We start from the raw sequence: 23,849 nt of genomic DNA on the forward strand, positions 1-23,849 counted from the left end.
CCTGTCAATCTTACAGGAGGCTTTTTTGTGGCCCAAACAAGAGACATCAAGCGTCCTGTAACAATTTATTCAATAAAGGTTGCCATTGCGCTTGAATGTCGGTGTATTGTTTTTGTGGCTTATCGAATAAGGCCAAGCCTTGTTGCGCCAATTGGTCGTAACAGCTGCGTTCTAAAATCAAAGCGGCAGGTATTTGCTCGATTTGTTGGAAAAAGGCTTTGATTTGCTCGGCACTGTGGGTATTGGGGCGCAAACGGTTGCCCAACAATAAAATCTGCACTTTGCCTTTGCGAATGCGCTTGATGTCTTTCAAATGTTTTAAAAAGCGTTTGGTGCTGTCGATGTCAAAGACAGACGGTTGCAAAGGTGTGACAATGGCATGGCTTTCACTGATTAATTGTTCGGCATGCTCGCCTGATAAAGCACCGGGCGCATCGACTATCAAATAATCCAAATTTTCAGGCGCATGACCAATAGATTTTTCATTGCGCCAATCCACCGCCACAATTTTAGCCGCGCTTTCAGGACGGTATTTGAGCCATTGCAAAGACGATTTTTGAGGATCGGCATCGGCAAGTCCGATGCGCAAGCCTTGTTGAGCGAAAGCCGAGGCTAAGGTAATGGCGGTCATGGTTTTGCCACAGCCACCTTTTAAATTTGCTACCAAAATCGTTTTCATGCGCAAACTCATGTTTTTGTCATTAATAAAGCAAGAGTAGCATTGATTGAAGCTGTCAAGCCAGTGGGCTGTCTGTTTTCTTGCAAGGGGATGTGACATCTTTTGGATTTGTCGTAGCCAAGAATGTGTTCAAAACAGCGTCATCAGACGGTCATTGATTTCATGACAAATGTGTCGAGTCGATTGATGGCGAATGCCAATATTGGGATTTAATTTGTTTAAGGCTTGAAAAAGCAGTTGCCATTAGTCTCAGCTTTGCTATGATGCGCCGCAAGGAGCGAGTATGGAAATATTAAAACAACAATTTCCCATGTGGGTGCAAGATGGGTTATTGGTATTAGAGGTGGCCATCATTGTATTGCTTGCATGGTTGCTGCGTCGTGGTTTTCGCAAGGTCGCTGACCGTTTGGTCAAGCGTCATGATATGCCCATTGATATTTTAGTACCTTTGAAAACCATCGCAGGTTGGGTAATTTTTGTCGTTGCGTTGCTGATGATATTAGAGCGTTTGGGCGTTTCTGGACAAGTGTTGTGGACGGCCATTACAGGTTTTACCGCGGTAGCGGCGGTGGCGTTTTTTGCGGCATGGAGCGTGTTGTCCAATACATTTTGCGCCTTTTTGATTTTCACCACCCAACCTTTTCGCATTGGTGACGAATTGGAAATTTTAGATGCTTCTGACAAAATCGGCATACATGGGCGGGTGATTTCGATTCATTTGCTTTATACTGTTTTGCAAGAAATGGGGCGTGAAGATGGGCGTTATACTTTGATTCAAGTGCCTAATAGCGCCTTTTTTCAAAAAACAATTCGTCGTTGGAAAAGCGGCAATGACATGGATCCCAGCATTTGACTGGGATGTTCAGGAACACTGAGAAGGACAGATGATGTCAGAAAAAATTTATGGTGATGCGGCGTTTCGCCGTCAAGGTTTGTTTGGTTCCGCCACGGAGATGACTTACAGTGGCGCTTTGAGCTTTATGCGTCGCAATTATTCACGTGATTTGACCGATGTGGATGTGGTGGTGTCGGGCGTGCCTTTGGATTTGGCCACGACATTTCGCTCTGGTGCACGTTTGGGTCCTGCGGCAATTCGTGCTGCCAGTGTGCAATTGGCTGAATTGTTATTATTTCCGTGGGGTTTTGATCCGTTTGATGATTTGGCGGTGATTGATTATGGCGATTGTTTTTTCGATGCGCACAATCCTTGGACGATTCATGATTCTATCGTAGAACATGCACGCGGTATTATTCAGAACAGCAACGCCAAAATGTTGACTTTCGGTGGCGATCATTACATCACATATCCATTATTGAAAGCACATGCTGAAAAATATGGCAAACCTTTGTCATTGTTGCATTTTGATGCCCATTGCGATACTTGGCCTGATCCTGATGCGGATTCATTGAACCATGGTACCATGTTTTACAAAGCGATTCAGGACGGTTTAATCGATCCGAAAACTTCCGCACAAGTGGGCATACGCACATGGAACAGCGATTTTATGGGCATGAATATGTTGTTTGCACCATGGGTGAATGAAAACGGCATCGACAAAACTGTGGAGCGCATTTACGAAGTGGTGGGCGATAATCCGGTTTACATTACGTTTGACATTGACTGTTTGGATCCCGCTTTCGCACCAGGCACAGGCACGCCAGTAGCGGGCGGTTTGAACAGCCATACGGCTTTGGGGATTTTGCGCAAATTGGAAAACCTAAATATTGTCGGTGCCGATGTGGTGGAGGTATCTCCCGCGTATGACCAAAGCGAAATTACTGCGATTGCAGCGGCACACGTTGCGGCGGATTTGTTGTGTGTGATGCGCAATCGAAAAGTGGCAGGCAAACTGTAATGGCGGCTGATTAAGCACAAGTGATATGGCCAAAAAGAAGCGTCCTGTAAACTTACAGGACGCTTCTTTAAAATGGACTTATTGTGAAACCAAAATTGGCGGCGGCGCATCAATGGCATGGCTGCGCATCACTTTGCGCTCGCTGGCATTGTATTTGTTTGGACCAGAAGGACTGTTTTTAGAGCTGCATGCGGTCAAAGCCAAAGCACAAACAAGTAATCCAAATAAGGTTTTCATGGTGGTATCTTTCAAAAAGATGTAAGAGGTCGTCTTGCTAAAACTGCGTGCACGTTCTGACTGCTATTTTGGGCGATGGTTTGCCAAGAAACTTGATAGAAGTCTGCCAAAATTTGAGCCACTAGCAAGGTATTTGCAGGTTCATTATATTCTTTAGACATATTTTGAAATGGCATATAAGGGGCATCGGTTTCAACAACATAATCTTGCGAATTTAAATGGGGTAACAATTGGTAAATTTTTTTGGCATTGGGCTTGAGTAAGACTGAGCCAAGCCCCAATTTGAACCCCAATTGCAACCAAGGTCTGGCTTGTTGTATGTTACCTGAATAAGCATGTAAGAAACCACCCTGTTGAAAACCTATTTTTTTGATGCTGTGCAACATAATATCCAGTGATGCACGATGATGGAGAATGACAGGGCGTTGGTATGTTTGCGCCAAGTACAATTGCGCTTCAAAAAAGTCAATTTGCTGTTGTTTGTGGGCGTCAGATAAATGTTTGTTGCCAAAATCCAAACCAATTTCACCGACCAATGCTTGTGGCTGCGTGAGTAAGATGGACTCTAGATTTTGGAGGGTAATGTGTAAGTCTGCTTCGGCTATAAAAAATGGATGGACGCCAAAAGCAGGTGTGACACATGCATAGCGCTCACACAATTGTAGCTGTTTGTCAAAATCGGCAAGATGGCTACATGGGACAATAAAATGATGTACAGCAGACGCAAAAGCTGCCTGAATGATTTCAGGCAGCTTTTGCCATAAAGGCGTATCTAATAAATGACAGTGGCTGTCTATTAACACATCTTTATGCTTGGATGATGTCATCTTGCACAACTTCAACAGAAGCTGTGAGTGTTTCAGCCGTAGCAACATCCTCAGCAGGCTTGGTGCTTTGCATGCAAGGGTGGCTTTGAGCAATTTTTTGCTCTTCAGCAGTCACTTCACCTTTGAAACGACTATTTAAGTCAAAGCGTTTACCACCACGGGCTAAAGCTTTGATATAGCGTGGGCGACGGCAATGGTTAGCCAATACACGAGCAATCAAAGTCGCATCAAACTGTGGTAAAGCCGCGATCAAGTCTTGATCGATGCCGACAGCCAATGGCTTAAATTTTTTGAATACATCGTATTTTTCATAGATATGAATACCAATCATATCTGTTTGTTTCTTTTTGCTCATTGTTTGCACAGCTGCTTTTAATGCTGCGCCAATGCTTGTTTCGTTTTGCATGTTTGCTTCAGTCCTTACCGCATCAAGACAATGACGGCCTGATTATAGATTTAAGCAGTGCCGTCTGAATTCAATGACTGCATCTTAACCGATTTTAACGGCATGAGCAAAAAAACTCGCTTGCTCTTGCTGTTTGAATCCATTAATGACAGCGCTAATATTAATTGGATTTTTTGTTGCTATTGCTTTTTGATGTTGTTTTGTTTGTATTTTTTGTCTGTGTTTTAGCGTTATTGGTTTTAGCTGTTTTGTTATTGTCTGCTGATTTGGTATTGTTGTTTTTATTGTTTTGTACTGCGTTTTTTTTGTTGGTGTTGGCTTTTTGGTTATCTTCTTTAACATTTTTAGCATTGTTTTTAGTGGCAGCATTGGTACGGCTGTTCTTTTGGGTAGTAACTTTTTTGTTATCAACAGGCTTTTTAGTGGCTTTGCTGGCATTGGCCTTATTGGTTGTTGATTTATTAACTGTTGTTTTTGGGTTGGTAGTCACTTTTTTATTTTGTGCTTTGTTAGAAGTTGCTTTGTTGCTGGTTGCTGGTTGCTTTATTGTTCGTGGTTTTGCTAGTGGTTGTTTTTTTGCTTGCAACTGTTTTGCTGGTTGCTTTTTTGCTTACTGCTGTTTTGTTGGTGTCTTTGTTATTGGTCGTGGCTTTTTGAGCAGATTGTTGGCTGCGAGTGGCTTTTTTGTTGTCTACAATGGCTTTGCTGCTGTTGGATTTGGTACTTGATTTTTTCGTTGTGTTGGCAGCGGTTTGTGTAGTGGCTTTTTTAGCAGTGTTTGTGTTGGTTGTTGTGCGTTTGGCAGTGCTGCTGGTTGTGGTGCTATTTGTACGTGTTGCAGAGGTGTTCGCTGCGGTTGTGGTGCGAGTAGGTGTGTTGCTGGCTATGGCAACACGGTTGTTGCTTATATTGGTAGTTACTGTGCGAGTAGGGGTCGCTGGTACGGCTGAACGATGGTTGTTGTTCAACTGTTGGGTGTTGTTTGAGCTGCTCAATGCTTTGGCTGCCAACGGTGCTGCAACCATGGCAGCAGTCAATGGCGCGACAATATTCATATCATCTTGCGTTAATTCGGTATTGTTATTCCAATTGCTTGGTGTTGCGCTACTGTGTTGAGCTGCTGCGATGCTTGGATGAGATGGCGTTTGAGTAGGCGTGTTGATAGCAGCCACTTGTGGTGTGTTCACGACACGAGGTGCGGTCACTGTTGTGGTTTGTACATTGGCATTGTTGCGTGTGTCTACCCAAGCGTTATTGGTACCATCTTGCGTTCGTGCGACGAAATTAATATTGTTATTAGCAGGGCGAGCCGCTGCCATTTGGGTGCTGGCTGTTTTAGACGGTGGAACAATTTGCGCCACAGTCGAGGTTTTGCCTTGACCACATTTACTTGGCAATTGTTGCCATGCACGCGACAATAAATTGCCATTGCCATACAGTTTGATTTCACTGCTAGAACCTCTGCCAATCACATCCATGGTGATGCCTTCGGTTTGTGTGAATGGATTAATCAAGCCTACGCTGTGATTGTTGTCGGTATAGACTTTGTGATTGATGAATTCTGCTGGCAATTTGAATTCTGTCGCCAATTTTTGGCGCAAACAACTGGAAGTGTCTGCGACGCTGTGATTGGACTGGGTCGTGCTGTGGGGATTTTCGACACGGCTCGGCATGGTTTTGTGATTCATCGCATTGACGCCACCGATTCGAGTGCTTTCATTCGTATTGGATTGAAGCGTTGAGTTCGTTGACATGGGCGTGGGTACGGCGGTACAAGCAGACAAACATGCCAACACTGCGCTGACCAACAGACGACGTACGAACATAAGCACTTCCTGAGTTAAGAATGAAAAAACACTTCATTGTAACCAATTTGTGATTAAAGGTTCACCTGTTTAATGAAAAATAAATGCAAATATTGATTAAAAATTGACCCATCTCACGATAAGTTTGGGTGCAGGACGCTTATTCGGTACAATTAAGGTTTTACAGGACGCTTAAAATTGATGATGCTCTCTACCCCGATTCAAACTGTCACTTTGGGTTTAACTGGCGCTTCCGGCATGCCATATGGCATTCGTTTATTAGAATGTTTGCTGCGTTATGGTAAAACTGTGTGGTTGGTGTATTCGCAAGCTGCACAAATTGTGGCACAACAAGAAATGGGTTTGCAATTGCCATCATCACCCTCTGCATGTGAAAAAATGTTGCATGAGCGCTATGGTGTGGATGCGTCTCGTTTGCGGGTGTTCGGTCAAAATCAATGGTCAGCGCCACCTGCTTCGGGTACGCATGTTGCCGATGCGATGGTGGTATGTCCTGCTACGATGGGGATGGTCGCAGCCATCGCTTATGGCACTTCAGACCACTTGCTTGAGCGCGCGGCTGATGTGTGCATTAAAGAGGGACGTCCGTTGATCATTGTGCCGCGAGAAGCCCCATTTTCGGCGCTACATTTGGAAAATCTATTGAAATTGGCTCGTTTGGGCGTCTGTGTGTTGCCGCCATCTCCCGGTTTCTACCAGCACCCGAAAACCATTGAAGACATTATTGACTTTGTGGTGGCTCGTATTTTGGATCAATTGCGCATTGAGCATGATTTGCTGCCACGTTGGGGTGAGGAATAAGTGGAGGGCTTGCGGCAATTATTAGAGTTGCTGTGGCGTTTTGTGTCATGGATTATGTGGCTATTGGAAAAGTTGGCAGGTTAGATTTGACAACATTCAATCATATGGGTTAGTGTAATAAACATGAATACTTTGATGTCTGTGAATGTTTCTTTTGCTTACTATTGGTACCGCTCAAATACAGCGGCGCTTCGTGGTGCATGACAGATTCACATTCAAACACGATAAAAACAGCCGCTCACATTGAGGCGGCTTTTTTTATATCCACAGTGAACGCCTCAATCAAGCAAATCTCAAAAGCAAGGAAGGCGTATCATGAATACCGTAGCAATGTTAAAACTTACCCATACTCAAGTTGAACCTGTGCAAACCATTTGCTTGGTGGTCGATGGCAACAGCCATGCCACCCAATTGCTCAATCCTGCGGTACCTGAACATGGCTTGCTGGTCAGCGAAGCTTTGTTACCATTGATTCGCACGGTGGCGATGATGATGGCAAGTTTGCGCTTGGACTTTACAGGCCGCATGCAAGAGCATATTACGGATGAAGCCGATTGGTTTGCAGCGCGTTTATTGGTTTTGGGTGTCAAACAATTTCATTTGGATGTGTCTTTATTGCCGATGCTGCAAACGGCCAATGCCCGAGCGCAGGCATTTGCTGAAATTCATGGTCTGCCTTTTCAGGCCGCTGGCATGAAAATGAGTTTGCATGCAGGTCGTGCCAACAATGTTTTGTTGATGGACTTGCCTGCCGATACTTTGGCACAAAATATGGGTTTGCTTGCAAATAGTTTGGCTTTGAAACACAAAATTTCGTTACAATCGCATTTTTGTCATTTTTTGTAAGCCACTATGAACCCATTCATGCAGCAATTGAATCCATACCCTTTTGCGCGCTTGCGTGCATTGATGCGCGATGTGCAAGTTTCTGAGCATTTGAACCCTATCATGTTGCAAATTGGTGAGCCCAAGCACGCCACACCACAAGTGATACAGGACGCTTTGGTGCAAAATTTGGATGGTTTGTCTAAATATCCAGCCAGCAAAGGCATCGATGCGTTGCGTGAATCATGCAGTGCTTGGCTCAAGCGTCGTTATGATATTTTGGTAGATGCCAACACGCAGATTTTGCCAGTTAATGGCAGTCGTGAGGCTTTGTTTTCATTTGTGCAAGTGGTTTTGGATGCGCAAAGTGTTGAGAAACCTGTGGTCATCAGTCCCAATCCGTTTTATCAAATCTATGAAGGCGCCACTTTTCTAGCAGGCGGTGAAGTGGTGTATGTCAATTGTGAGGCGCCTAATTTCATGCCCGATTGGAAAACGATTGATACCGCGACATGGCAGCGCACGCAATTGGTATTTGTGTGCAGTCCTGGCAATCCATCGGGCGCGGTGATGCAATTGGAAGATTGGCAAGAATTGTTTGCCTTGCAAGACCAATATGGTTTTGTGATTGCTTCGGATGAATGTTATTCCGAGATTTATTTTGGCGACAATGCGCCTTTGGGCAGTTTACAGGCCGCTTCGATGTTGGGTCGTTCTTGGGATGATTTGGTGATGTTCACCAGTTTGTCTAAGCGTTCTAATGTGCCTGGTTTGCGTTCGGGCTTTGTGGCGGGCGATGCCAAATGGATGGCGGCATTCTTGGAATACCGTACTTATCACGGCAGCGCGATGGGCATTTCTGTGCAACACGCAAGCATTGCTGCTTGGAACGATGAAAAACACGTTGAAGAAAACCGTGCTTTGTACCAACAAAAATTTGAGCAAGTGGTGGCTTTGTTACAGGACGCTTATGAAGTCAGCATTCCTGATGCTTCGTTTTATATCTGGTTAAAAGTACCTGATGGCGACGATGCTCGTTTTGCCCAACGCTTGTGGGCAGAACAAGCCGTACAAGTTCTACCAGGACATTTGTTGGCACGAGATACGGTTCATGGCAATCCTGGTGCAGGTTATATCCGCATTGCTTTGGTCGCCAATGTGGATGAATGCGTAGAGGCAGCCAAACGTTTGCTTACATTTGCTCAATCCTTTGCGTGACTTTGGCCAAAGTGTGTTTCCAAGCTTCAATAATGGGATCTTGTTCTAAATCTATGGCATAGATAAAAGACAACATTTCAGTCAATTGAATTTCAGGCAAGCGCACAATCGCATCACGTTGAGCATGAACATCTAAATAATGACTCGGTAGCAATGCCACACCGTGACCTGCTTCAACCAAGTTTAATAAAGCGTACATATCATCGCATTGTAAGGCGGTAGTGGGAGTGACTTTCCATTGCCGCCAAATTTTTTGGGTAAAGCGGGTGAGGGCAGAGAATGCAGACAAGCTAATCCATGGCAATTGTTGCATGGCTTTTTGGTTATTTTCAAAATGCCCCAACCATTTTTGAGCCATGACGACTTCAAATTTGAGTGGCATGATGTCGACGGTGTGCACATTGCGATAAGGATTATCCCCTACAAAAAAACCACCCGTTAATTCTCTTTGTTTGACTTGATTCAAGATAATTCCGCTCAAACCCAAGCTGAAGCTTTGGTGAATGTGTGGAAATTCGGTTTGCAATATCCCCACACATTCGGTCAAAAAAGGAACGGGTAACATTTGAATGATGCCGACTTTGGATTGCAGATGAAAATCATTTTTGATGCTTTGGGCAAAAGAATCTAGATGGTGCATTTGTTGTAACATGGTTTCGGCTCTAGGCAATAAAACTTTGCCTGCGCTGGTCAAACTCATGCCTTGGGCATTGCGATCGAAAAGCTGTACGTCTAAATTTTTTTCCAATGCCTTGATTTGGGCTGAAACAGCAGGTTGAGACAAATGCAAGGTTTCAGCTGCTTGCGTCAAATTTTGTTGGTGTGCGACAGCCACAAAGCTTTTGAGTTGATTTAAATCCACAGCTTATTTCCCCTTACAGTGGTCAATGCTTCATTATGGAAAAGTTTTATGATTTTTAACAAGAATTTTTTGTTTGTAAGTCTGATTTTTTGCGTTAGCACAAAAGAAATTAAAAAGATTTGGGGATTTTGAAAAAAATACCTCAGTGATTATTTGTATTAAATGATTGAAAATAAACACTTATTGCGATGCATCATAATTTCAACAAATCCAAGCCATCCAAAAAAAAAATTATGCGCCATGTAAATCGGGCTTTACATTTCTCACTGTGCGAAACCAACCACGTACAAAGGAGAGAAAAATGGAGAAAAATATTGCACGGCAAGTGCTTGAAAATCCAAAGTTTCAAAAGATGGCCAAAACCAAGAGTATGTATTGCTGGAGTTATTCGGCTTTGATGTTTGTCATTTATGTGATTTTCATCATGTATATTGGCACGAGTCCTGAATCATTTGGGACACCAGTTTCAGAAGGCAGTACCACTACTGTGGGTATTTATGTGGGTTTGTTTGTCATTTTATTTGCCATTGCTATTACGGGTGTGTATGTGCGTCAAGCCAATGGTCCACTAGAAGTGATTACACAAGATGTGGTGAGTGAAGTATTGAACAATACCAAAACCGATTCAGCTTCTAAAAATGCAGCCAGTGATACTGATGCTGTGAATGCTGCGGCAAAGGAGGCATAAATGACTCAATATAAAAAATATGCATTGTATGGCTTGTTGGCGTTGACAGGGGCGTTTGCGCAAGCAGATGCCTTGACAGGGGAAGTCAAAAAACAATCGGTGAATATGTCTGCCATCATCATGTTTTTCATTTTCGTTGCGGCGACTTTGTACATCACATTTTGGGCAGCCAAGCAAAACAAATCGACCAAAGACTTTTATACCGCAGGTGGTGGTATCTCAGGCTTTAAAAATGGTTTGGCGATTGCCGGTGACTACATGTCAGCAGCTTCGTTCTTGGGTATTTCTGCGATGGTATATACCACAGGTTATGACGGTTTGATTTATTCAACTGGCTTCTTAGTGGGCTGGCCTATCGTCTTGTTTTTGATTGCTGAGCGTTTGCGCAATTTGGGTAAATACACTTTTGCTGACGTAGCTGCTTACCGCTTAAAACAAAAACCTGTGCGCTTGTTCGCTGCCTCAGGCACTTTGTTGGTAGTCATCATTTACTTGATTGCTCAGATGGTTGGCGCAGGCAAATTGATCCAATTGTTGTTCGGTTTGGATTACATGTATGCGGTAATGATTGTGGGCGTGTTGATGGTGATGTATGTATTGTTCGGTGGTATGTTGGCAACGACATGGGTACAAATCATCAAAGCAGTGATGTTATTGTCTGGTGCAACGTTCATGGCTTTGATGGTTTTGAAAGTCGCCAATTTTAGCCCAGAAGTAATGTTCACTGAAGCGGTTGCAGTACATCCTAAAGGTGACGACATCATGTCTCCGGGTGGTTTGGTGAAAAACCCAATCGACGCTTTGTCTTTAGGCTTGGCTTTGATGTTCGGTACGGCTGGTTTGCCACACATCTTGATGCGCTTCTTTACCGTTAAAGATGCCAAACAAGCGCGTAAATCTGTTTTTGTTGCAACGGGTTTCATCGGTTACTTCTACATTTTAACATTCATCATCGGTTTTGGCGCGATCATGTTTTTGACCAAAAACCCGAACTTCTTTGAAGAAATCACCAAAGACGGTGCACCTGTGATGCAAATGATTGGTGGTACCAACATGGCGGCGGTACATTTGTCTCAAGCTGTGGGTGGTGACTTGTTCATGGGCTTCATTTCTGCGGTGGCGTTTGCAACAATTTTGGCGGTAGTTGCAGGTTTGACTTTGTCAGGTGCTTCTGCTGTGAGCCATGACTTGTATGCAACTGTGATTAAAAAAGGTCAAGCCACTCAAGCGGAAGAATTGAAAATGTCTCGTTTGACCACTTTGGTATTGGGTGTGTTGGCGATTTTCTTGGGCATTGCTTTTGAAAACCAAAACGTGGCTTACATGGTGGGCTTGGCGTTTGCCTTGGCAGCTTCAGGTAACTTCCCAATCTTGGTGTTGTCAATGTTCTGGAAAGGCTTGACCACTCGTGGTGCGGTTGTTGGTGGTTTCTCAGGTTTGTTGGTTGCCGCTTTGTTGATCGTGTTGGGACCAACTGTATGGGTATCTGTGTTGCACCATGATGCACCAATTTTCCCTTACGGTAACCCTGCTATCTTCACCATTCCATTGGCATTCATCATGGCTTGGATTGTGTCTGTGACGGATAACTCAGCTCAAGCAGTACAAGACCGTGCAGGCTTTGAAGCACAATATGTACGTTCAATGACGGGTATCGGTATCACGGATGCTTCAGATCATTAAAAAAGATGGTTATTAATTGGCAGTAAATAGGTTCAGGACGGCTAACACAGCGTCCTGAAACAAAATAAGAAAATGCAACGGAGAATCAAATCATGGCAGCAATCGAATCGGTATTAAAAGAAAATCGTGTGTTTGAACCATCAGAAGCGTTTCAAAGCACCGCTAATGTGAGTGGCATGGCCGCTTACAACGCTTTGTGTGAGAAAGCCAACCAAGACTACGAAGGTTTTTGGGGCGATTTGGCACAAGAGATGATTACTTGGAAAAAGCCATTTACACAAGTTTTAGATGAAAGCAATGCGCCATTTTACAAATGGTTTGCTGATGGTGATTTGAATATTTCTTACAATTGCTTGGATCGTCATTTGGCTGACAAAGCCAATAAAACGGCCATTATTTATGAAAAAGACGATGGTTCTTCTGAAAACATCACTTACCAACAATTGTATGAGCGTGTGTGTCAGTTTGCCAATGGTTTGAAATCTTTGGGCGTGGGCAAAGGCGATCGCGTGATTATTTACATGCCGATGGTTCCAGATGCTGTGGTGGCGATGCAAGCGTGTGCGCGCATTGGTGCGATTCATTCTGTGGTGTTTGGTGGTTTCTCAGCAGGTGCGGTCAAAGACCGTGTACAGGACGCTGCTGCCAAAATCATCATCACTGCCAATGAAAGCGTTCGTGGCGGTAAAAGTGCCCCATTGAAAGTGACCGTAGATGAAGCTTTGAAAGATGGCGATTGCCCAAGCATTGAAAAAGTGATTGTGTTTGCCCGCACTGACAAAGAAGTGGCGTTTGACGCGGCACGCGATATTTGGTGGCACGATTTGATTGCCAATCAGGCCAGCGAATGTGAACCTGAATGGATGAATGCAGAAGATACTTTGTTTGTTTTGTACACCTCAGGCAGTACGGGCAAACCAAAAGGCGTACAACACAGTATTGCAGGTTATTTATTGGGCGCGATGTTGTCTTTGAAATGGGTTTTTGACCACAAACCAGACGATGTATTCTGGTGTACGGCTGACGTAGGTTGGATTACCGGTCACACTTACATTGCTTATGGTCCTTTGGCTTGGGGCGCGACACAAATCGTGTTTGAAGGTGTGCCAACTTATCCTAATGCAGGCCGCTTCTGGGAAGGCGTAGAAAAACACAAAGTGACCACATTCTACACCGCACCAACCGCGATTCGTTCATTGATTAAATTGGGTGCAGATTTGCCTAATCAATACGATTTGTCTAGCTTGCGTTTGTTGGGTTCTGTGGGTGAGCCTATCAATCCTGAAGCGTGGATGTGGTATTACGAAACTGTTGGTCGCAGCGAGTGCCCGATTGTGGATACGTGGTGGCAGACAGAAACAGGCTCTAACATGATTGCGCCTTTGCCTGGTGCGGTTGCCATCAAACCAGGTTCTTGTACTTTGCCATTGCCGGGCATTATGGTAGACATTGTGGATGAATCAGGTGCATCGGTTGACCAAAGCAACGGTGGTTTCTTGGTCATCAAACGTCCATTCCCATCTTTGTTGCGCACGGTTTGGGGCGATGATGAACGCTTTAAAAGTACGTATTTCCCAGAAGAATTGGGCGGTAATTTGTATTTGGCAGGCGACTCGGCACACCGTGATGAAAACGGTTATGTATGGATTATGGGTCGTATTGACGATGTATTGAATGTTTCAGGTCACCGTTTGGGTACGATGGAAATCGAATCGGCTTTGGTAGCCAATCCATTGGTAGCAGAAGCTGCGGTGGTGGGCAAGCCACACGATGTCAAAGGCGAAGCGGTGGTGGCGTTTGTGATTTTGAAAGGCGATCGTCCAGAAGGTGAAGATGCCAAACGCATTGCGCAAGAGTTGAAGAGCTGGGTGGCGCATGAAATTGGCAAAATCGCACAACCTGATGACATTCGTTTTGGCGACAATTTGCCGAAAACCCGCTCAGGCAAAATCATGCGTCGTTTGTTGCGCACTTTGGCCAAAGGCGAAGAAATCACCGCCGATACTTCTACTTTGGAAAACCCACAAGTTTTGGAACAATTAAAACAAAGCGTGTGATGGCTTGTTAAAAGCAATTTAAGCGTCCTGTAAAATTGACAGGACGCTTTTTTTATTTTATTCAATATTTATGATATATGTATAGAATAACCATCATGAAATAGAATCCATGGGTAAAATTTTAACTGAACACATTCATTTGGCGTATGAGTTAGGGAAAAAAGTATTTTCAAAATACATGACTTTGACACAAGCTGCTAGTGAGTTGGTTCATATTGGTATGAATAAAAAATCGGCTGAAATGTATGTGACATTTTATTTGTGTTTGCGACGTGGCTCGGTTGCGACAAGAGATATTAATTTAGAAGCATTGAATTATTTTTTAAATAGGATTTTACAAGAAGAAACTACGGAAAATTTTGCCGTGGCAATGAAAAGTTTTAAAAGCCATATTGATTGGTATGAAAATGAGTTTTAAAAGCCGGTAATAGGACGATTAAAAATTTACCGCCAATTTGAAGCTTATTTGCCTCAGCCGACTATTTTGTATTTTGATGAACAAGACTCATCGGTGTCATCAGAACCACCAGAGGTGCTTTATCTAGAAGGTGCTCGCAAAACCATCACCGTCAACGCTTATGAGCGCCATTCCAAAGCCCGCCAAGCTTGTTTGGATCATTATGGTTATCAATGCCAAGTTTGTGGTTTTGATTTTGAACGGCAATATGGTGCGATTGGCAAAAACTTTATTCATGTTCATCATCGTGAAGATTTGGCGTGTATTGAGGCCGAATACCAAGTCAATCCGATGGTAGATTTGGTACCTGTTTGTCCTAATTGTCATGCCATGTTGCATCAAAAAAAGCCTGCATATTCCATTGATGAATTGAAAGTCATATTGAAACAGCATGATTCAATGGCAAACTTATCTGAATGATAAGCGTCCTGTAATGTTTACAGGACGCTTGCTAGGTTGAACTATATATAAAATGGGTATGTAAATTGAATGAGTTAGCATGGATTAACAATTGGGTATTTGTTTTAAAAACTTCAAGCTCAATTGCGTATTTTCATGTTGTTGTCCCAATACTTTTAAGCGTCCTGAATAAGCTTGTTGCATGTGTTCACATGCTAATTTGTTTTGATTGCCCGACAATAAAATCACTGCCAAATTGTGCCTGCTCAATAAGGTCAATGCATCAAGCATTCCTAAATATTGCTCTCGTAAGGACAAAGCTTCGCTCAAAGCGTAATAAGCGTCCTGTAAATTTCTTTGATGCATGTATGCCACACCCAAATTATTCAAAGTAGCCGCCCGATTGATTTGGGTTTTGGCATCGGTAGCAGTCAAATCAGGTAAAGCTTGTTGGTACAAACTGATGGCTTGCTGGTATTGACCTTGTTGTGCCAACGCAAAGCCTTGATTGTTCAAATGGACACCGCGTTGTTGATTGGGTGAGGCGATGCTCAATGGAAGGAAACACAGCATCATTAAAATCAATATGGTATGGTTTTTAATATTCATGGCATATTCCAAATGATTTATAAGAGTCGTTAAAAATTTTGAATCTGTGTATCTTAATACATATAGATTAATCAAACAGCTTGTCCGATGATTGGTTTAAACCATCCCTGATATTTTTAGAGACGAATGCATGCAATCCAAAATTTACTTCGCCCACGCCAATGGCATTCCTGCTGCGGTATATCAAAGTCTGTGGCAATGTTTACAGGACACGTATCAAGTGTCTTATTTGCCGATAGTGGGCATGAATGCGGCATATCCTGTGAGCTTGCATTGGGAGGCTTTGGTGGATGAGGTTTTGGAAGACATGCAGCAAAGATATGGAAACGAAGCTGTGATTGGAGTGGGGCATTCGTTTGGGGCTTTGTTGTTGTGGCGTTGTGCTTTCAAGCGTCCTGAAAGGTTTACGCAATTGGTGTTAATGGATCCGCCGATTATGATGGGTATGCGTGCGATGGTGTTTGAGCCGTTGCAGTATTTTAAATTGAAAATGGCCGACAAATTTTCGCCAGCTGGTGTGACTTTGCGGCGGCGGGATACATGGCAGCATCGGGACGAGGCGTATCAATCTTTGCGCCACAATCGCTTGTTTCAACATTTTGAAGAGGCTTGTTTTGCCGATTATATGCAACATGGTTTGGTGGCGACTGGTGTCGATGAGACGGTGACTTTGCGCATTCCCAAGCGGCTTGAAGCAGAAATTTTTCGGCAATTTCCTGTGTATTGGTGGCGCAAACCTTCTGTGGCATTGAATCTGCCAGTACATTTGTTGGCGGCAAGTGGTGGTTTGTTTTACCAACAAGGGCACACGACGGCATTCACACGCAAATTTGGCATCCAGCAAACTGTGGTGCAAGGTGGGCACATGTTTCCGTTAGAGCAAGTGGCGCACACGGCAGATTTGTTGCGACAAATTTTATGCCAAAAATCTGCATGAATGAGTGGGGACGGTTGGGATGATAGTGTTTTGTCATCATCAAAAAGGATGAAAATGTGTTTGGATGAAAATGGATATTGATTTCCAATAAAAGCGTCCTGTAAACCTTACAGGACGCTTTCGTCATGCATATCAATTAATCCATAGACATTATATTGCTATCTTTAGTCTTCAACATTCAGGTCAATGGCGCATTAACAGCATTTATTCAGGTTTAATTGTGGCTGTTAAACGATGAAGCCAGAAGCATTTTCGCTAAAAAATGACATTTCGTGAAATGAAGATGTCTTCTGAAAACATACATGCAAAACCAATATTTTTATTCTATCAGATGGCGATGTGAGCAGCGAATTTGCTGCTCGTACAGTTTCAAATGAAAAAATCGTATCAGGTGTTTTCATTTGAAACTGCAATTAGGCTTTTTTGACAAATTCTGATTTCAATTTCATCGCACCGATGCCATCAATGCGGCAATCGATATTGTGACCGTCGGCAGCATCAGGCAACAAGCGAATGGTTTTGACTTTGGTGCCGACTTTGACCACAGACGAAGAGCCTTTGATTTTCAAATCTTTGATGACGGTGACGCTGTCGCCATCTTGTAAAACATTGCCATTGGCATCTTTGCTGATGGTGGTTTCTTCGTTGGTAACTGCTTCATTGGCTGACCATTCGTGGGCGCATTCAGGACAAATGAATAAGGTGCCATCTTCGTATGTGTATTCAGATTGGCAGTGCGGGCAAGCAGGTAAAGACATGGTTGGCTTTCTTAAATCAAGTGAGAAAGTGCGCATGATAGCACAAGACATTTATGAGCTTGTGCGCATGGCTTAAAAGCGTCCTGTAAAGTTTACAGGACGCTTTTTTAAGATGTTTTAATGACAATTATGGTGTAGTAGCGGCTTCAACGATGGCTTTGGCTTGGTTGCGCAGCGCAAATTTTTGGATTTTACCCGTTGAAGTTTTTGGAATGTCGCTGAAAGAAAAATGTTTTGGGACTTTGTAACGCGCCAAATGTTCACGGCAATATTCGCGCAAGGCTTCTACCGTCAAATCCACACCATCGCGCAATTCGACAAACGCAAACGGCACTTCGCCCCATTTTTCGTCTCCCACTGCCACCACAGCGCAACTTAACACTTGTGGGTGTTTGTAAATCACGTCTTCCACTTCAATGGATGAAATGTTTTCACCGCCTGAAATGATGATGTCTTTGCTACGGTCTTTGATTTGCACATAACCATCAGGATGTACCACGCCCAAATCGCCCGTATGAAACCAACCATCGGCAAAGGCTTCTTGGGTGGCACGCGGATTTTTCAAATAACCTTTCATGACAATATTGCCACGGAACATCAATTCTCCAATGCTCACGCCATCGTGTGGCACAGCTTCCATTGTAATGGGGTCTAAGACGCTTAAGCCGTCCTGTAAATGTGAGCGCACACCTTGACGCGCGTTTTGTGCCGCACGGCCTGAAATGTCCAAATCCAGCCACTCAGGACGCTGCACACACACAGAAGCAGGGCCATATACTTCGGTTAAACCGTATACATGGGTGATTTCAAAATCCATTTTTTCCATCGCTGCCAAAACCGCTTCAGGCGGTGCAGCACCTGCAATCGAACCTTTGACCAAATGTGTCACGCCTTGTTTGAGTTCATCAGGCGCATTGGCCAAACCCGCATGCACTATCGGTGCGGCGCTGTAATGAGTCACGCCAAACGTTTTGATGAGCTCAAAACACACTTTAGGGTCAAAACGACGCAAACACACGTTGACACCTGCACGAGCGGCAATCGTCCACGGGAAACACCAACCGTTACAATGGAACATTGGCAAAGTCCACAAATAGACAGGGAATTTGGGCATGTCCCAATCCATAATATTGGACAAAGAATTCATCATCGCGCCACGATGGTGATAAACCACGCCTTTAGGGTCGCCTGTGGTGCCTGAAGTGTAGTTCAGCGCGATCGCATCCCATTCGTTTTCAGGCAAAACCCAATTGTTCAAATCTTCGGCAGTATTCAAAAACGTTTCGTATTCAATATGGCCGTAATCGTCTTCTTCAGGACCCAATAAATCATTGACTTGAATCACATACAAATCGGGCATGGCTTGTTTAATGGCAGCCACTTCGCTGGCAAATTCAGTGTCGGCAATTAAAACTTTGGCTTCGCCGTGTTGCAAACAAAAAATCATCGCCTCGACATCTAAGCGGATGTTCAAAGTACACAATACACCACCAGACATCGGCACGCCAAAATGTGCTTCGACCATAGCAGGCGTATTCGGTAGCAATACAGCCACTGTGGTGTTGCGACTGACACCTTGTTGGCGCAAAGCCGCTGCCAATTGGCAGCAACGGTGGTGAGTATCACGCCAATTTTGACGCAAGCTGCCATGCACAATGGCCAATTGGTCGCCATAAACTTCAGCCGCACGCAATAAATGGTCAATGGGGGTCAACGCAGCGTAGTTAGCGGTTTGCTGGGTCAAATCGGTATCAAAATCTGCCATATTTTATCCTTTGTCGAATGATTTTATTTTTGGGACTGTGAATCAGACTTACATCATTGTTTTTTTATTATTAATAATGATTTTGAAACGCTTGTCAATTGCTAAATGAAACATAAATCATATGAATTCAATGTAATGTAAATATTTATTATAAATAATTCTATATTTTGTATTTAATTTAAGTTTTTATTTTATAAATATGATAAATTTTGATATAAATTTAATTTAGAGTATGATTGTTAATGTGAATTTATATTCATTTTTTGTTGACATTGTTTTGAACTCGGTTAAAACAAATTAGGTTGTTAATTTGAGAATTACTGATTTCTGATGGGCAAGATGTGGATATGTGTGCCACAAAAATATGATGAGTCGCTTATTGCAGTTGTTTGAATACGTTTCTTCATAATTTGAAAAATTTATGATAAAAGTTTGAATTTAAGTTATATTTTTATCTAGAAGTACAGAGAATATTTTCTGGTGTGAAAGTATGGCAATGATGATAGTGATACTTCATTGAAAGATATTTTCAGATTGCATATATAATATGCAAATTAAATTTTTAATTTGTACAGACAACTGTATTTTGATGACATTTTCATGGTGTTTTGGGAGTCAGAGATGCGTGTCATCGTGATCAAACATCCTCATTTTGCTTGAGGCAAATGAAAATTTGCTAATTTTGAAGATACAATATGATTCAAAATGGTAGACCTTTGTTGGAATAGGTTGACCAAGAAAAAGGTGATGGGATGGATACGTTAAAAGCGATACAAGTGTTTGTAGAGATACATCAACAAGGCAGTTTGACCAAGGCAGCGGAGAAATTGATGTTGTCTCGGGCGATGGTATCGCGGTATTTAGAGTTTTTAGAAAATCGTTTTGGTGCCCGATTGATGCAGCGCAATACCCGCCGAGTGTCATTGACTCAAGCTGGGGAAGAGGCGTTAGGGTATTGTTTGACGATTTTAGAGCAGGAAAAAAAGCTGCAACAATTGAATGCCGATGCTCAAATACAAGGGGTGTTGCGTATCAGTGCAGGGCATTTTATGGCTCGTGCGTATTTGTTGGATGCGATTGTGGCGTTTCAAAAAACAGCACCATATGTGGCTTTTGATGTGTTGTCACAAGAGCAGATGGTGGATTTGATTGCCAATCATGTGGATGTGGCGGTACGTGTGAGCGCACATGAAACCGATGGATATGAAACCTTGGTTTTGGGTCAAGTAGAGCCATGGTTGGTTGCCACACCGACTTATTTACAACAAGCTCATCCGTTGAATCACCCTGAGCAATTGCTGTTACATTCATGTTTAGTGCATTCGTATTTGTCACAAAAAGTTTGGCCTTTGACGCAAAAAGGCGGACAAGTGCGTGAATATAAGCTTAATAAGGTATTTCAATCCAATGATGTGTATGTCTTGTTAGAAATGGCTTTGCGCCACAAAGGCATTGGTATGTTACCTATGGATTTGGTGGCGGCAGATGTGGCTACAGGACGCTTGGTGCGGGTTTTGGCAGATTATGATTTGCCAACTTATCAAGTCATGGCGGTCTTTGTATCTCAAAACCACATTCCTTTGATGCTGAAAAAATTTTTGGATTTTTTGCCTTTATTTTTTACCCAACAACAAAAAGCCATTCAGCAACGTGCACACAATATGGCATAAATGTTGGTGGCGTTGGCTCAAAAGCCAAAAGCATCCATACCAAGCCCAACCATACCAGTTGGGCTTTGTGGTTTGTGTGGAATCTTAAGCTTGTTCATCCAAGCTTTTGAGCCATTGTAGTTTCTCTCTCAATTTGATTTCTAAGCCACGCTCGACCGGTTGGTAAAATTCAGGTTCAGCGATACCGTCTGGCATATACGTTTCTCCCGCAGCATAAGCATGTGGTTCATCGTGAGCATAACGATAAGCATGACCATATCCCAATTGTTGCATCAATTGGGTCGGGGCATTGCGCAAATGCACAGGCACTTCGCGCGTGGGTTCTTGGGCGACAAATTGGCGCGCTTGTTTGTATGCCAGATAACCTGCGTTGCTTTTTGGGGCTGCTGCCAAATACAGGACGGCTTGTGCCAAAGCCAATTCGCCTTCGGGGCTGCCTAAGCGTTCATAAGTTGTAGCCGCATCATTGGCCAATTGCATGGCTCTTGGGTCTGCCAAACCGATGTCTTCCCATGCCATGCGCACAATGCGTCGTGATAAATAAGCCATGTCTGCGCCACCATCTGCCATACGGGTAAACCAGTACAAAGCCGCGTTTGGGTGCGAACCACGCACGGATTTGTGCAAAGCAGAAATTTGTTCATAAAACGAATCACCGCCTTTGTCAAAACGGCGCAATTGGCTGCCCAAGCATTGGCTGAGTAAGGCTGAATCTATTTGGGTATTGGATTGAGCCAAAGCGGCCTGTAAACTTTGTTCTAATAGATTTAAAAACCGTCTGCCATCACCATCTGCCATGTGTACCAATGTTTCTTGCGCCTCTTGAGTTATGGAGATATTTTGGTATTCAGGCAAAGCCAATGCTTTGTGTGCCAAAACCTGTAAATCTTCAGAACAGAGTGAGTGTAAGGTATACACTTGAGCACGGCTTAACAACGCAGGATTGACTTCAAACGATGGATTTTCTGTGGTGGCACCAATGAAAGTTAATAAGCCGCTTTCAACATATGGCAAAAATGCATCTTGTTGTGATTTGTTAAAACGATGTACTTCATCGACAAATAAAATGGTGATTTGCCCACGTTGTAAAGCCATTTGCGCTTGTTCCACCGCCAAGCGTATGTCTTTGACACCGCTTAAAACAGCAGACAATGGCAAAAATTGCGCTTGGAAGCTTTGTGCAAAAATGCGTGCCAACGTGGTTTTGCCCACTCCGGGTGGTCCCCATAACAACATAGAGTGTGGTTTGCCGCTTTGAACGGCCGTGTGCAAAGGCTTTCCTGCTGCCAATAAATGTTGTTGACCCACCACATCAGATAATTTTTGTGGACGCAAGCGTTCTGCCAATGGTGGTAGGGGTGTTGAAGCAAACAAATCCATAACATCACGCCAAAATTGAATAAAGGCTTTTATCATAACACTGTGTTGGTCGAAAAGCGGGCTTTATGGTCTTTGCATTATGGTTGAATTAAGTGGTTTGTTACGTATGATTTTTTATGTGGATGAGGCAACAATTAACATATGTATTATTAAATAAGTTAATAGTTATTGTGCAGAGCAACATTTGAAATGCTTGATATATTTTGATTTAAACGCTATGTTTGCATCCGATTAGATGGAAATGGACCTGATTTTAAGTAAAATCACTCCCACATTAAATCCAGTTATGAATAAGTAAATTAAAAGAGGAACGACATGACTCAAGAACGCATTAAAGTAGCATCTTTATTAGACAAAGTGATGAGCGCAGCAGAAGCGGCACAGTTGTTTGAAGACGGCATGGTAGTCGGTTCTAGTGGTTTTACCAAAGCAGGCGACAGTAAAGAAGTTTTGCCTGCATTTGCAGATCGTGTCGCAGCTGGTGAAAAAGTTCAAATCACCTTGTTAACAGGTGCTTCTTTGGGTCATGGTACCGATGGTAAATTGGCAGCAGCGGGTGCTTTGAAAAAACGCATGCCTTTCCAAGTAGATGCCACTTTGCGCGGCAAAATCAACCAAGGTGAGATTTTGTACTTGGATCAACATTTGTCTGAAGCAGCCGAATTGTTGCACAACGGTTTCATGAAATTAGACTTGGCTGTTTTGGAAGTCGCTGGTATTGAAAAAGATGGCAGCTTGATTCCAACCACTTCTGTGGGTAACAGTGCCAGCTTCGCAGCTTTGGCTGACAAAGTGATTTTGGAAGTGAACGAATCGGTACCATTAGATGTTTTGGGTATTCACGACATTTATATGGCTGAAAGCTACCCATACCGCAACGTGATTCCTGTGGTCGCTGCGGACAACAAAATTGGTCGCCGCACCATTCCTTTGGACATCAGTAAAGTTGTGGCGATTGTGCGCACGAGCAAACATGACAGTCCAGCGGACATCGCTGCACCTGATGCAAAAACCACTGCCATTGCTGGCCACATCTTGAAATTCTTGGAAGCGGAAGTGGAAGCGGAACGCTTGACCGAGCGTTTGTTGCCGTTGCAAGCGGGTATTGGTAAAGTTGCCAATGCAGTCTTGACTGGCTTTAAAGACTCTAACTTCAAACACTTGACGATGTTCTCTGAAGTATTGCAAGACTCCACTTTTGATTTGATTGATGCCGGTGTGATGGATTTTGCTTCTGCGTCTTCAATCACCGTTTCTGCTGAATGTTACGACCGTGTGATGAATAATTTGGATGCTTACCGTGACAAAATGGTGTTGCGTCCACAAAACATTTCTAACACACCAGGTTTGATTCGTCGTTTGGGCGTGATTGCCATCAACACAGCGATTGAGTTTGACATTTACGGTAACGTGAACTCAACCCACATCAGCGGTAGCCGTTTGATGAATGGTATTGGCGGTTCAGGTGACTTTGCGCGCAATGCTTACTTGTCGATTTTTGTGACGCAAGCGGCATCTAAAGAAAACAAAATCTCGCATGTGTTGCCAATGGTTTCTCACGTTGACCACACCGAGCACGACGTGGACATCTTGGTGACTGATGTTGGTTTGGCAGATTTGCGCGGCTTGGCGCCACGTGAACGCGCGATTGAAATCATCAACAACTGTGTACACGAAGACTACCGTGAAGAGTTGAAAACTTACTTTGAGCGCGCTTGTGCTGAAGTAGGCGGTCAAACACCACATTTGTTGGGCGAAGCATTCGCTTGGCACATTCGTTTGGCAGAAACCGGCTCTATGAAAAAAACGGTGACTGCATAAGCGGTCATCGGTGATGGAATCAAGCGTCCTGTAAGTTTACAGGACGCTTTTTTATTGCTTTGCTGGCATGGTTTTGTAATCGGATTGG

At 43.5% G+C, this 23,849-nt stretch carries 24 protein-coding genes; 14 read left to right on the forward strand and 10 right to left on the reverse strand.

Annotation, left to right across the window (positions count from 1 at the left end):
* Positions 1-46 precede the first annotated feature (46 nt).
* Positions 47-691, reverse strand: a complete 645-nt coding sequence (locus H150_RS0107330) for a ParA family protein (protein ID WP_019958404.1) — start codon at positions 689-691, stop codon at positions 47-49.
* Positions 692-962: 271 nt separating this feature from the next.
* Here H150_RS0107330 and H150_RS0107335 point away from each other — a divergent pair, with 271 nt between their 5' ends.
* From H150_RS0107335 to H150_RS0107345, 3 genes are read left to right on the forward strand one after another with little or no spacing between them, the layout of a single operon-like run.
* On the forward strand, positions 963-1,532 hold the full coding sequence (locus H150_RS0107335; RefSeq protein WP_019958405.1) for a mechanosensitive ion channel family protein: 570 nt from the start codon (positions 963-965) through the stop codon (positions 1,530-1,532).
* A 34-nt stretch (positions 1,533-1,566) separates the two neighbouring features.
* Positions 1,567-2,535 carry an agmatinase gene (gene speB / locus H150_RS0107340; RefSeq protein WP_019958406.1) on the forward strand — a complete coding sequence of 323 codons (969 nt, stop codon included), beginning with the start codon at positions 1,567-1,569 and terminating at the stop codon, positions 2,533-2,535.
* A 25-nt stretch (positions 2,536-2,560) separates the two neighbouring features.
* Entirely contained in the window at positions 2,561-2,797 is a 237-nt protein-coding gene (locus H150_RS0107345) for a hypothetical protein (RefSeq protein ID WP_019958407.1), read from the forward strand.
* Here the strand turns inward: H150_RS0107345 and H150_RS0107350 are convergent.
* The 4 genes from H150_RS0107350 to H150_RS14770 all read right to left on the reverse strand — a co-directional run bounded on the left by H150_RS0107350 (position 2,784) and on the right by H150_RS14770 (position 5,831).
* Complete coding sequence (locus tag H150_RS0107350; protein WP_158667106.1) at positions 2,784-3,575, reverse strand: TatD family hydrolase; 792 nt, start codon at positions 3,573-3,575, stop codon at positions 2,784-2,786. The genes H150_RS0107345 and H150_RS0107350 overlap by 14 nt on opposite strands.
* A 4-nt stretch (positions 3,576-3,579) precedes the next feature.
* Complete coding sequence (locus H150_RS13980; RefSeq protein ID WP_019958409.1) at positions 3,580-4,005, reverse strand: ProQ/FINO family protein; 426 nt, start codon at positions 4,003-4,005, stop codon at positions 3,580-3,582.
* 160 nt (positions 4,006-4,165) lie between these two features.
* Positions 4,166-4,591, reverse strand: a complete 426-nt coding sequence (locus H150_RS0107360) for a hypothetical protein (protein ID WP_155970482.1) — start codon at positions 4,589-4,591, stop codon at positions 4,166-4,168.
* The gene (locus tag H150_RS14770; protein ID WP_019958411.1) at positions 4,515-5,831 is read right to left on the reverse strand and encodes a hypothetical protein; all 1,317 of its coding nucleotides are present in this window, start codon (positions 5,829-5,831) and stop codon (positions 4,515-4,517) included. The genes H150_RS0107360 and H150_RS14770 overlap by 77 nt, the downstream gene beginning before the upstream one ends.
* A 180-nt stretch (positions 5,832-6,011) precedes the next feature.
* Between H150_RS14770 and H150_RS0107370 the strand changes: the two genes are divergently transcribed.
* The 3 genes from H150_RS0107370 (at position 6,012) to dapC (ending at position 8,675) form a co-directional block, all read left to right on the forward strand.
* Complete coding sequence (locus H150_RS0107370) at positions 6,012-6,632, forward strand: flavin prenyltransferase UbiX (RefSeq protein WP_019958412.1); 621 nt, start codon at positions 6,012-6,014, stop codon at positions 6,630-6,632.
* Positions 6,633-6,947: 315 nt separating this feature from the next.
* Positions 6,948-7,478 carry a hypothetical protein gene (locus tag H150_RS0107380; protein WP_019958413.1) on the forward strand — a complete coding sequence of 177 codons (531 nt, stop codon included), beginning with the start codon at positions 6,948-6,950 and terminating at the stop codon, positions 7,476-7,478.
* 6 nt (positions 7,479-7,484) lie between these two features.
* Positions 7,485-8,675: a succinyldiaminopimelate transaminase gene (gene dapC / locus H150_RS0107385; protein ID WP_026353564.1), complete on the forward strand. Its 1,191-nt coding sequence runs from the start codon at positions 7,485-7,487 to the stop codon at positions 8,673-8,675.
* On the opposite strand, the gene H150_RS0107390 is transcribed toward dapC, so the two are convergent.
* Positions 8,650-9,537, reverse strand: coding sequence for a LysR family transcriptional regulator (locus tag H150_RS0107390; protein WP_019958415.1), 888 nt, complete (start codon positions 9,535-9,537; stop codon positions 8,650-8,652). The two genes, dapC and H150_RS0107390, sit on opposite strands and share 26 nt — an antisense overlap.
* 301 nt (positions 9,538-9,838) lie before the next feature.
* On the opposite strand from H150_RS0107390, the gene H150_RS13990 reads away from it, so the two are divergent.
* From H150_RS13990 to H150_RS0107415, 5 genes are all read left to right on the forward strand, one after another.
* Entirely contained in the window at positions 9,839-10,225 is a 387-nt protein-coding gene (locus tag H150_RS13990) for a DUF485 domain-containing protein (RefSeq protein ID WP_019958416.1), read from the forward strand.
* Positions 10,226-11,908, forward strand: a complete 1,683-nt coding sequence (locus H150_RS0107400) for a cation acetate symporter (protein WP_019958417.1) — start codon at positions 10,226-10,228, stop codon at positions 11,906-11,908.
* Between the two features lie 92 nt (positions 11,909-12,000).
* On the forward strand, positions 12,001-13,965 hold the full coding sequence (gene acs, locus H150_RS0107405; RefSeq protein WP_019958418.1) for an acetate--CoA ligase: 1,965 nt from the start codon (positions 12,001-12,003) through the stop codon (positions 13,963-13,965).
* 109 nt (positions 13,966-14,074) lie between these two features.
* Positions 14,075-14,383 (forward strand): hypothetical protein, encoded by a 309-nt coding sequence (locus H150_RS0107410; protein ID WP_019958419.1) that lies wholly within the window; start codon positions 14,075-14,077, stop codon positions 14,381-14,383.
* Between the two features lie 48 nt (positions 14,384-14,431).
* Entirely contained in the window at positions 14,432-14,842 is a 411-nt protein-coding gene (locus H150_RS0107415; protein WP_019958420.1) for an HNH endonuclease, read from the forward strand.
* An 84-nt stretch (positions 14,843-14,926) separates the two neighbouring features.
* Here the strand turns inward: H150_RS0107415 and H150_RS0107420 are convergent, their stop codons facing one another.
* Entirely contained in the window at positions 14,927-15,430 is a 504-nt protein-coding gene (locus tag H150_RS0107420; protein ID WP_019958421.1) for a tetratricopeptide repeat protein, read from the reverse strand.
* 130 nt (positions 15,431-15,560) lie between these two features.
* Here H150_RS0107420 and H150_RS0107425 point away from each other — a divergent pair, with 130 nt between their 5' ends.
* Positions 15,561-16,367 (forward strand): alpha/beta fold hydrolase, encoded by an 807-nt coding sequence (locus tag H150_RS0107425; RefSeq protein WP_019958422.1) that lies wholly within the window; start codon positions 15,561-15,563, stop codon positions 16,365-16,367.
* Positions 16,368-16,780: 413 nt separating this feature from the next.
* On the opposite strand, the gene H150_RS0107430 is transcribed toward H150_RS0107425, so the two are convergent.
* Both H150_RS0107430 and H150_RS0107435 read right to left on the reverse strand, forming a co-directional pair.
* The gene (locus H150_RS0107430; RefSeq protein WP_019958423.1) at positions 16,781-17,125 is read right to left on the reverse strand and encodes a zinc ribbon domain-containing protein YjdM; all 345 of its coding nucleotides are present in this window, start codon (positions 17,123-17,125) and stop codon (positions 16,781-16,783) included.
* 127 nt (positions 17,126-17,252) lie between these two features.
* Entirely contained in the window at positions 17,253-18,890 is a 1,638-nt protein-coding gene (locus H150_RS0107435; RefSeq protein ID WP_019958424.1) for an acyl-CoA synthetase, read from the reverse strand.
* A gap of 752 nt (positions 18,891-19,642) precedes the next feature.
* Here H150_RS0107435 and H150_RS13995 point away from each other — a divergent pair.
* A complete protein-coding gene (locus H150_RS13995) occupies positions 19,643-20,560 on the forward strand; it encodes a LysR family transcriptional regulator (protein WP_019958425.1) in 918 nt (305 codons plus the stop codon).
* Positions 20,561-20,644: 84 nt separating this feature from the next.
* On the opposite strand, the gene H150_RS0107445 is transcribed toward H150_RS13995, so the two are convergent.
* Complete coding sequence (locus H150_RS0107445) at positions 20,645-21,940, reverse strand: replication-associated recombination protein A (RefSeq protein ID WP_019958426.1); 1,296 nt, start codon at positions 21,938-21,940, stop codon at positions 20,645-20,647.
* Between the two features lie 315 nt (positions 21,941-22,255).
* On the opposite strand from H150_RS0107445, the gene scpC reads away from it, so the two are divergent.
* Complete coding sequence (gene scpC, locus H150_RS0107450) at positions 22,256-23,761, forward strand: succinyl-CoA:acetate CoA-transferase ScpC (RefSeq protein ID WP_019958427.1); 1,506 nt, start codon at positions 22,256-22,258, stop codon at positions 23,759-23,761.
* Positions 23,762-23,849: the final 88 nt, after the last annotated feature.

It is taken from the genome of Vitreoscilla stercoraria DSM 513, from assembly GCF_000382305.1.
In the GTDB taxonomy this organism is placed as follows: domain Bacteria; phylum Pseudomonadota; class Gammaproteobacteria; order Burkholderiales; family Neisseriaceae; genus Vitreoscilla; species Vitreoscilla stercoraria.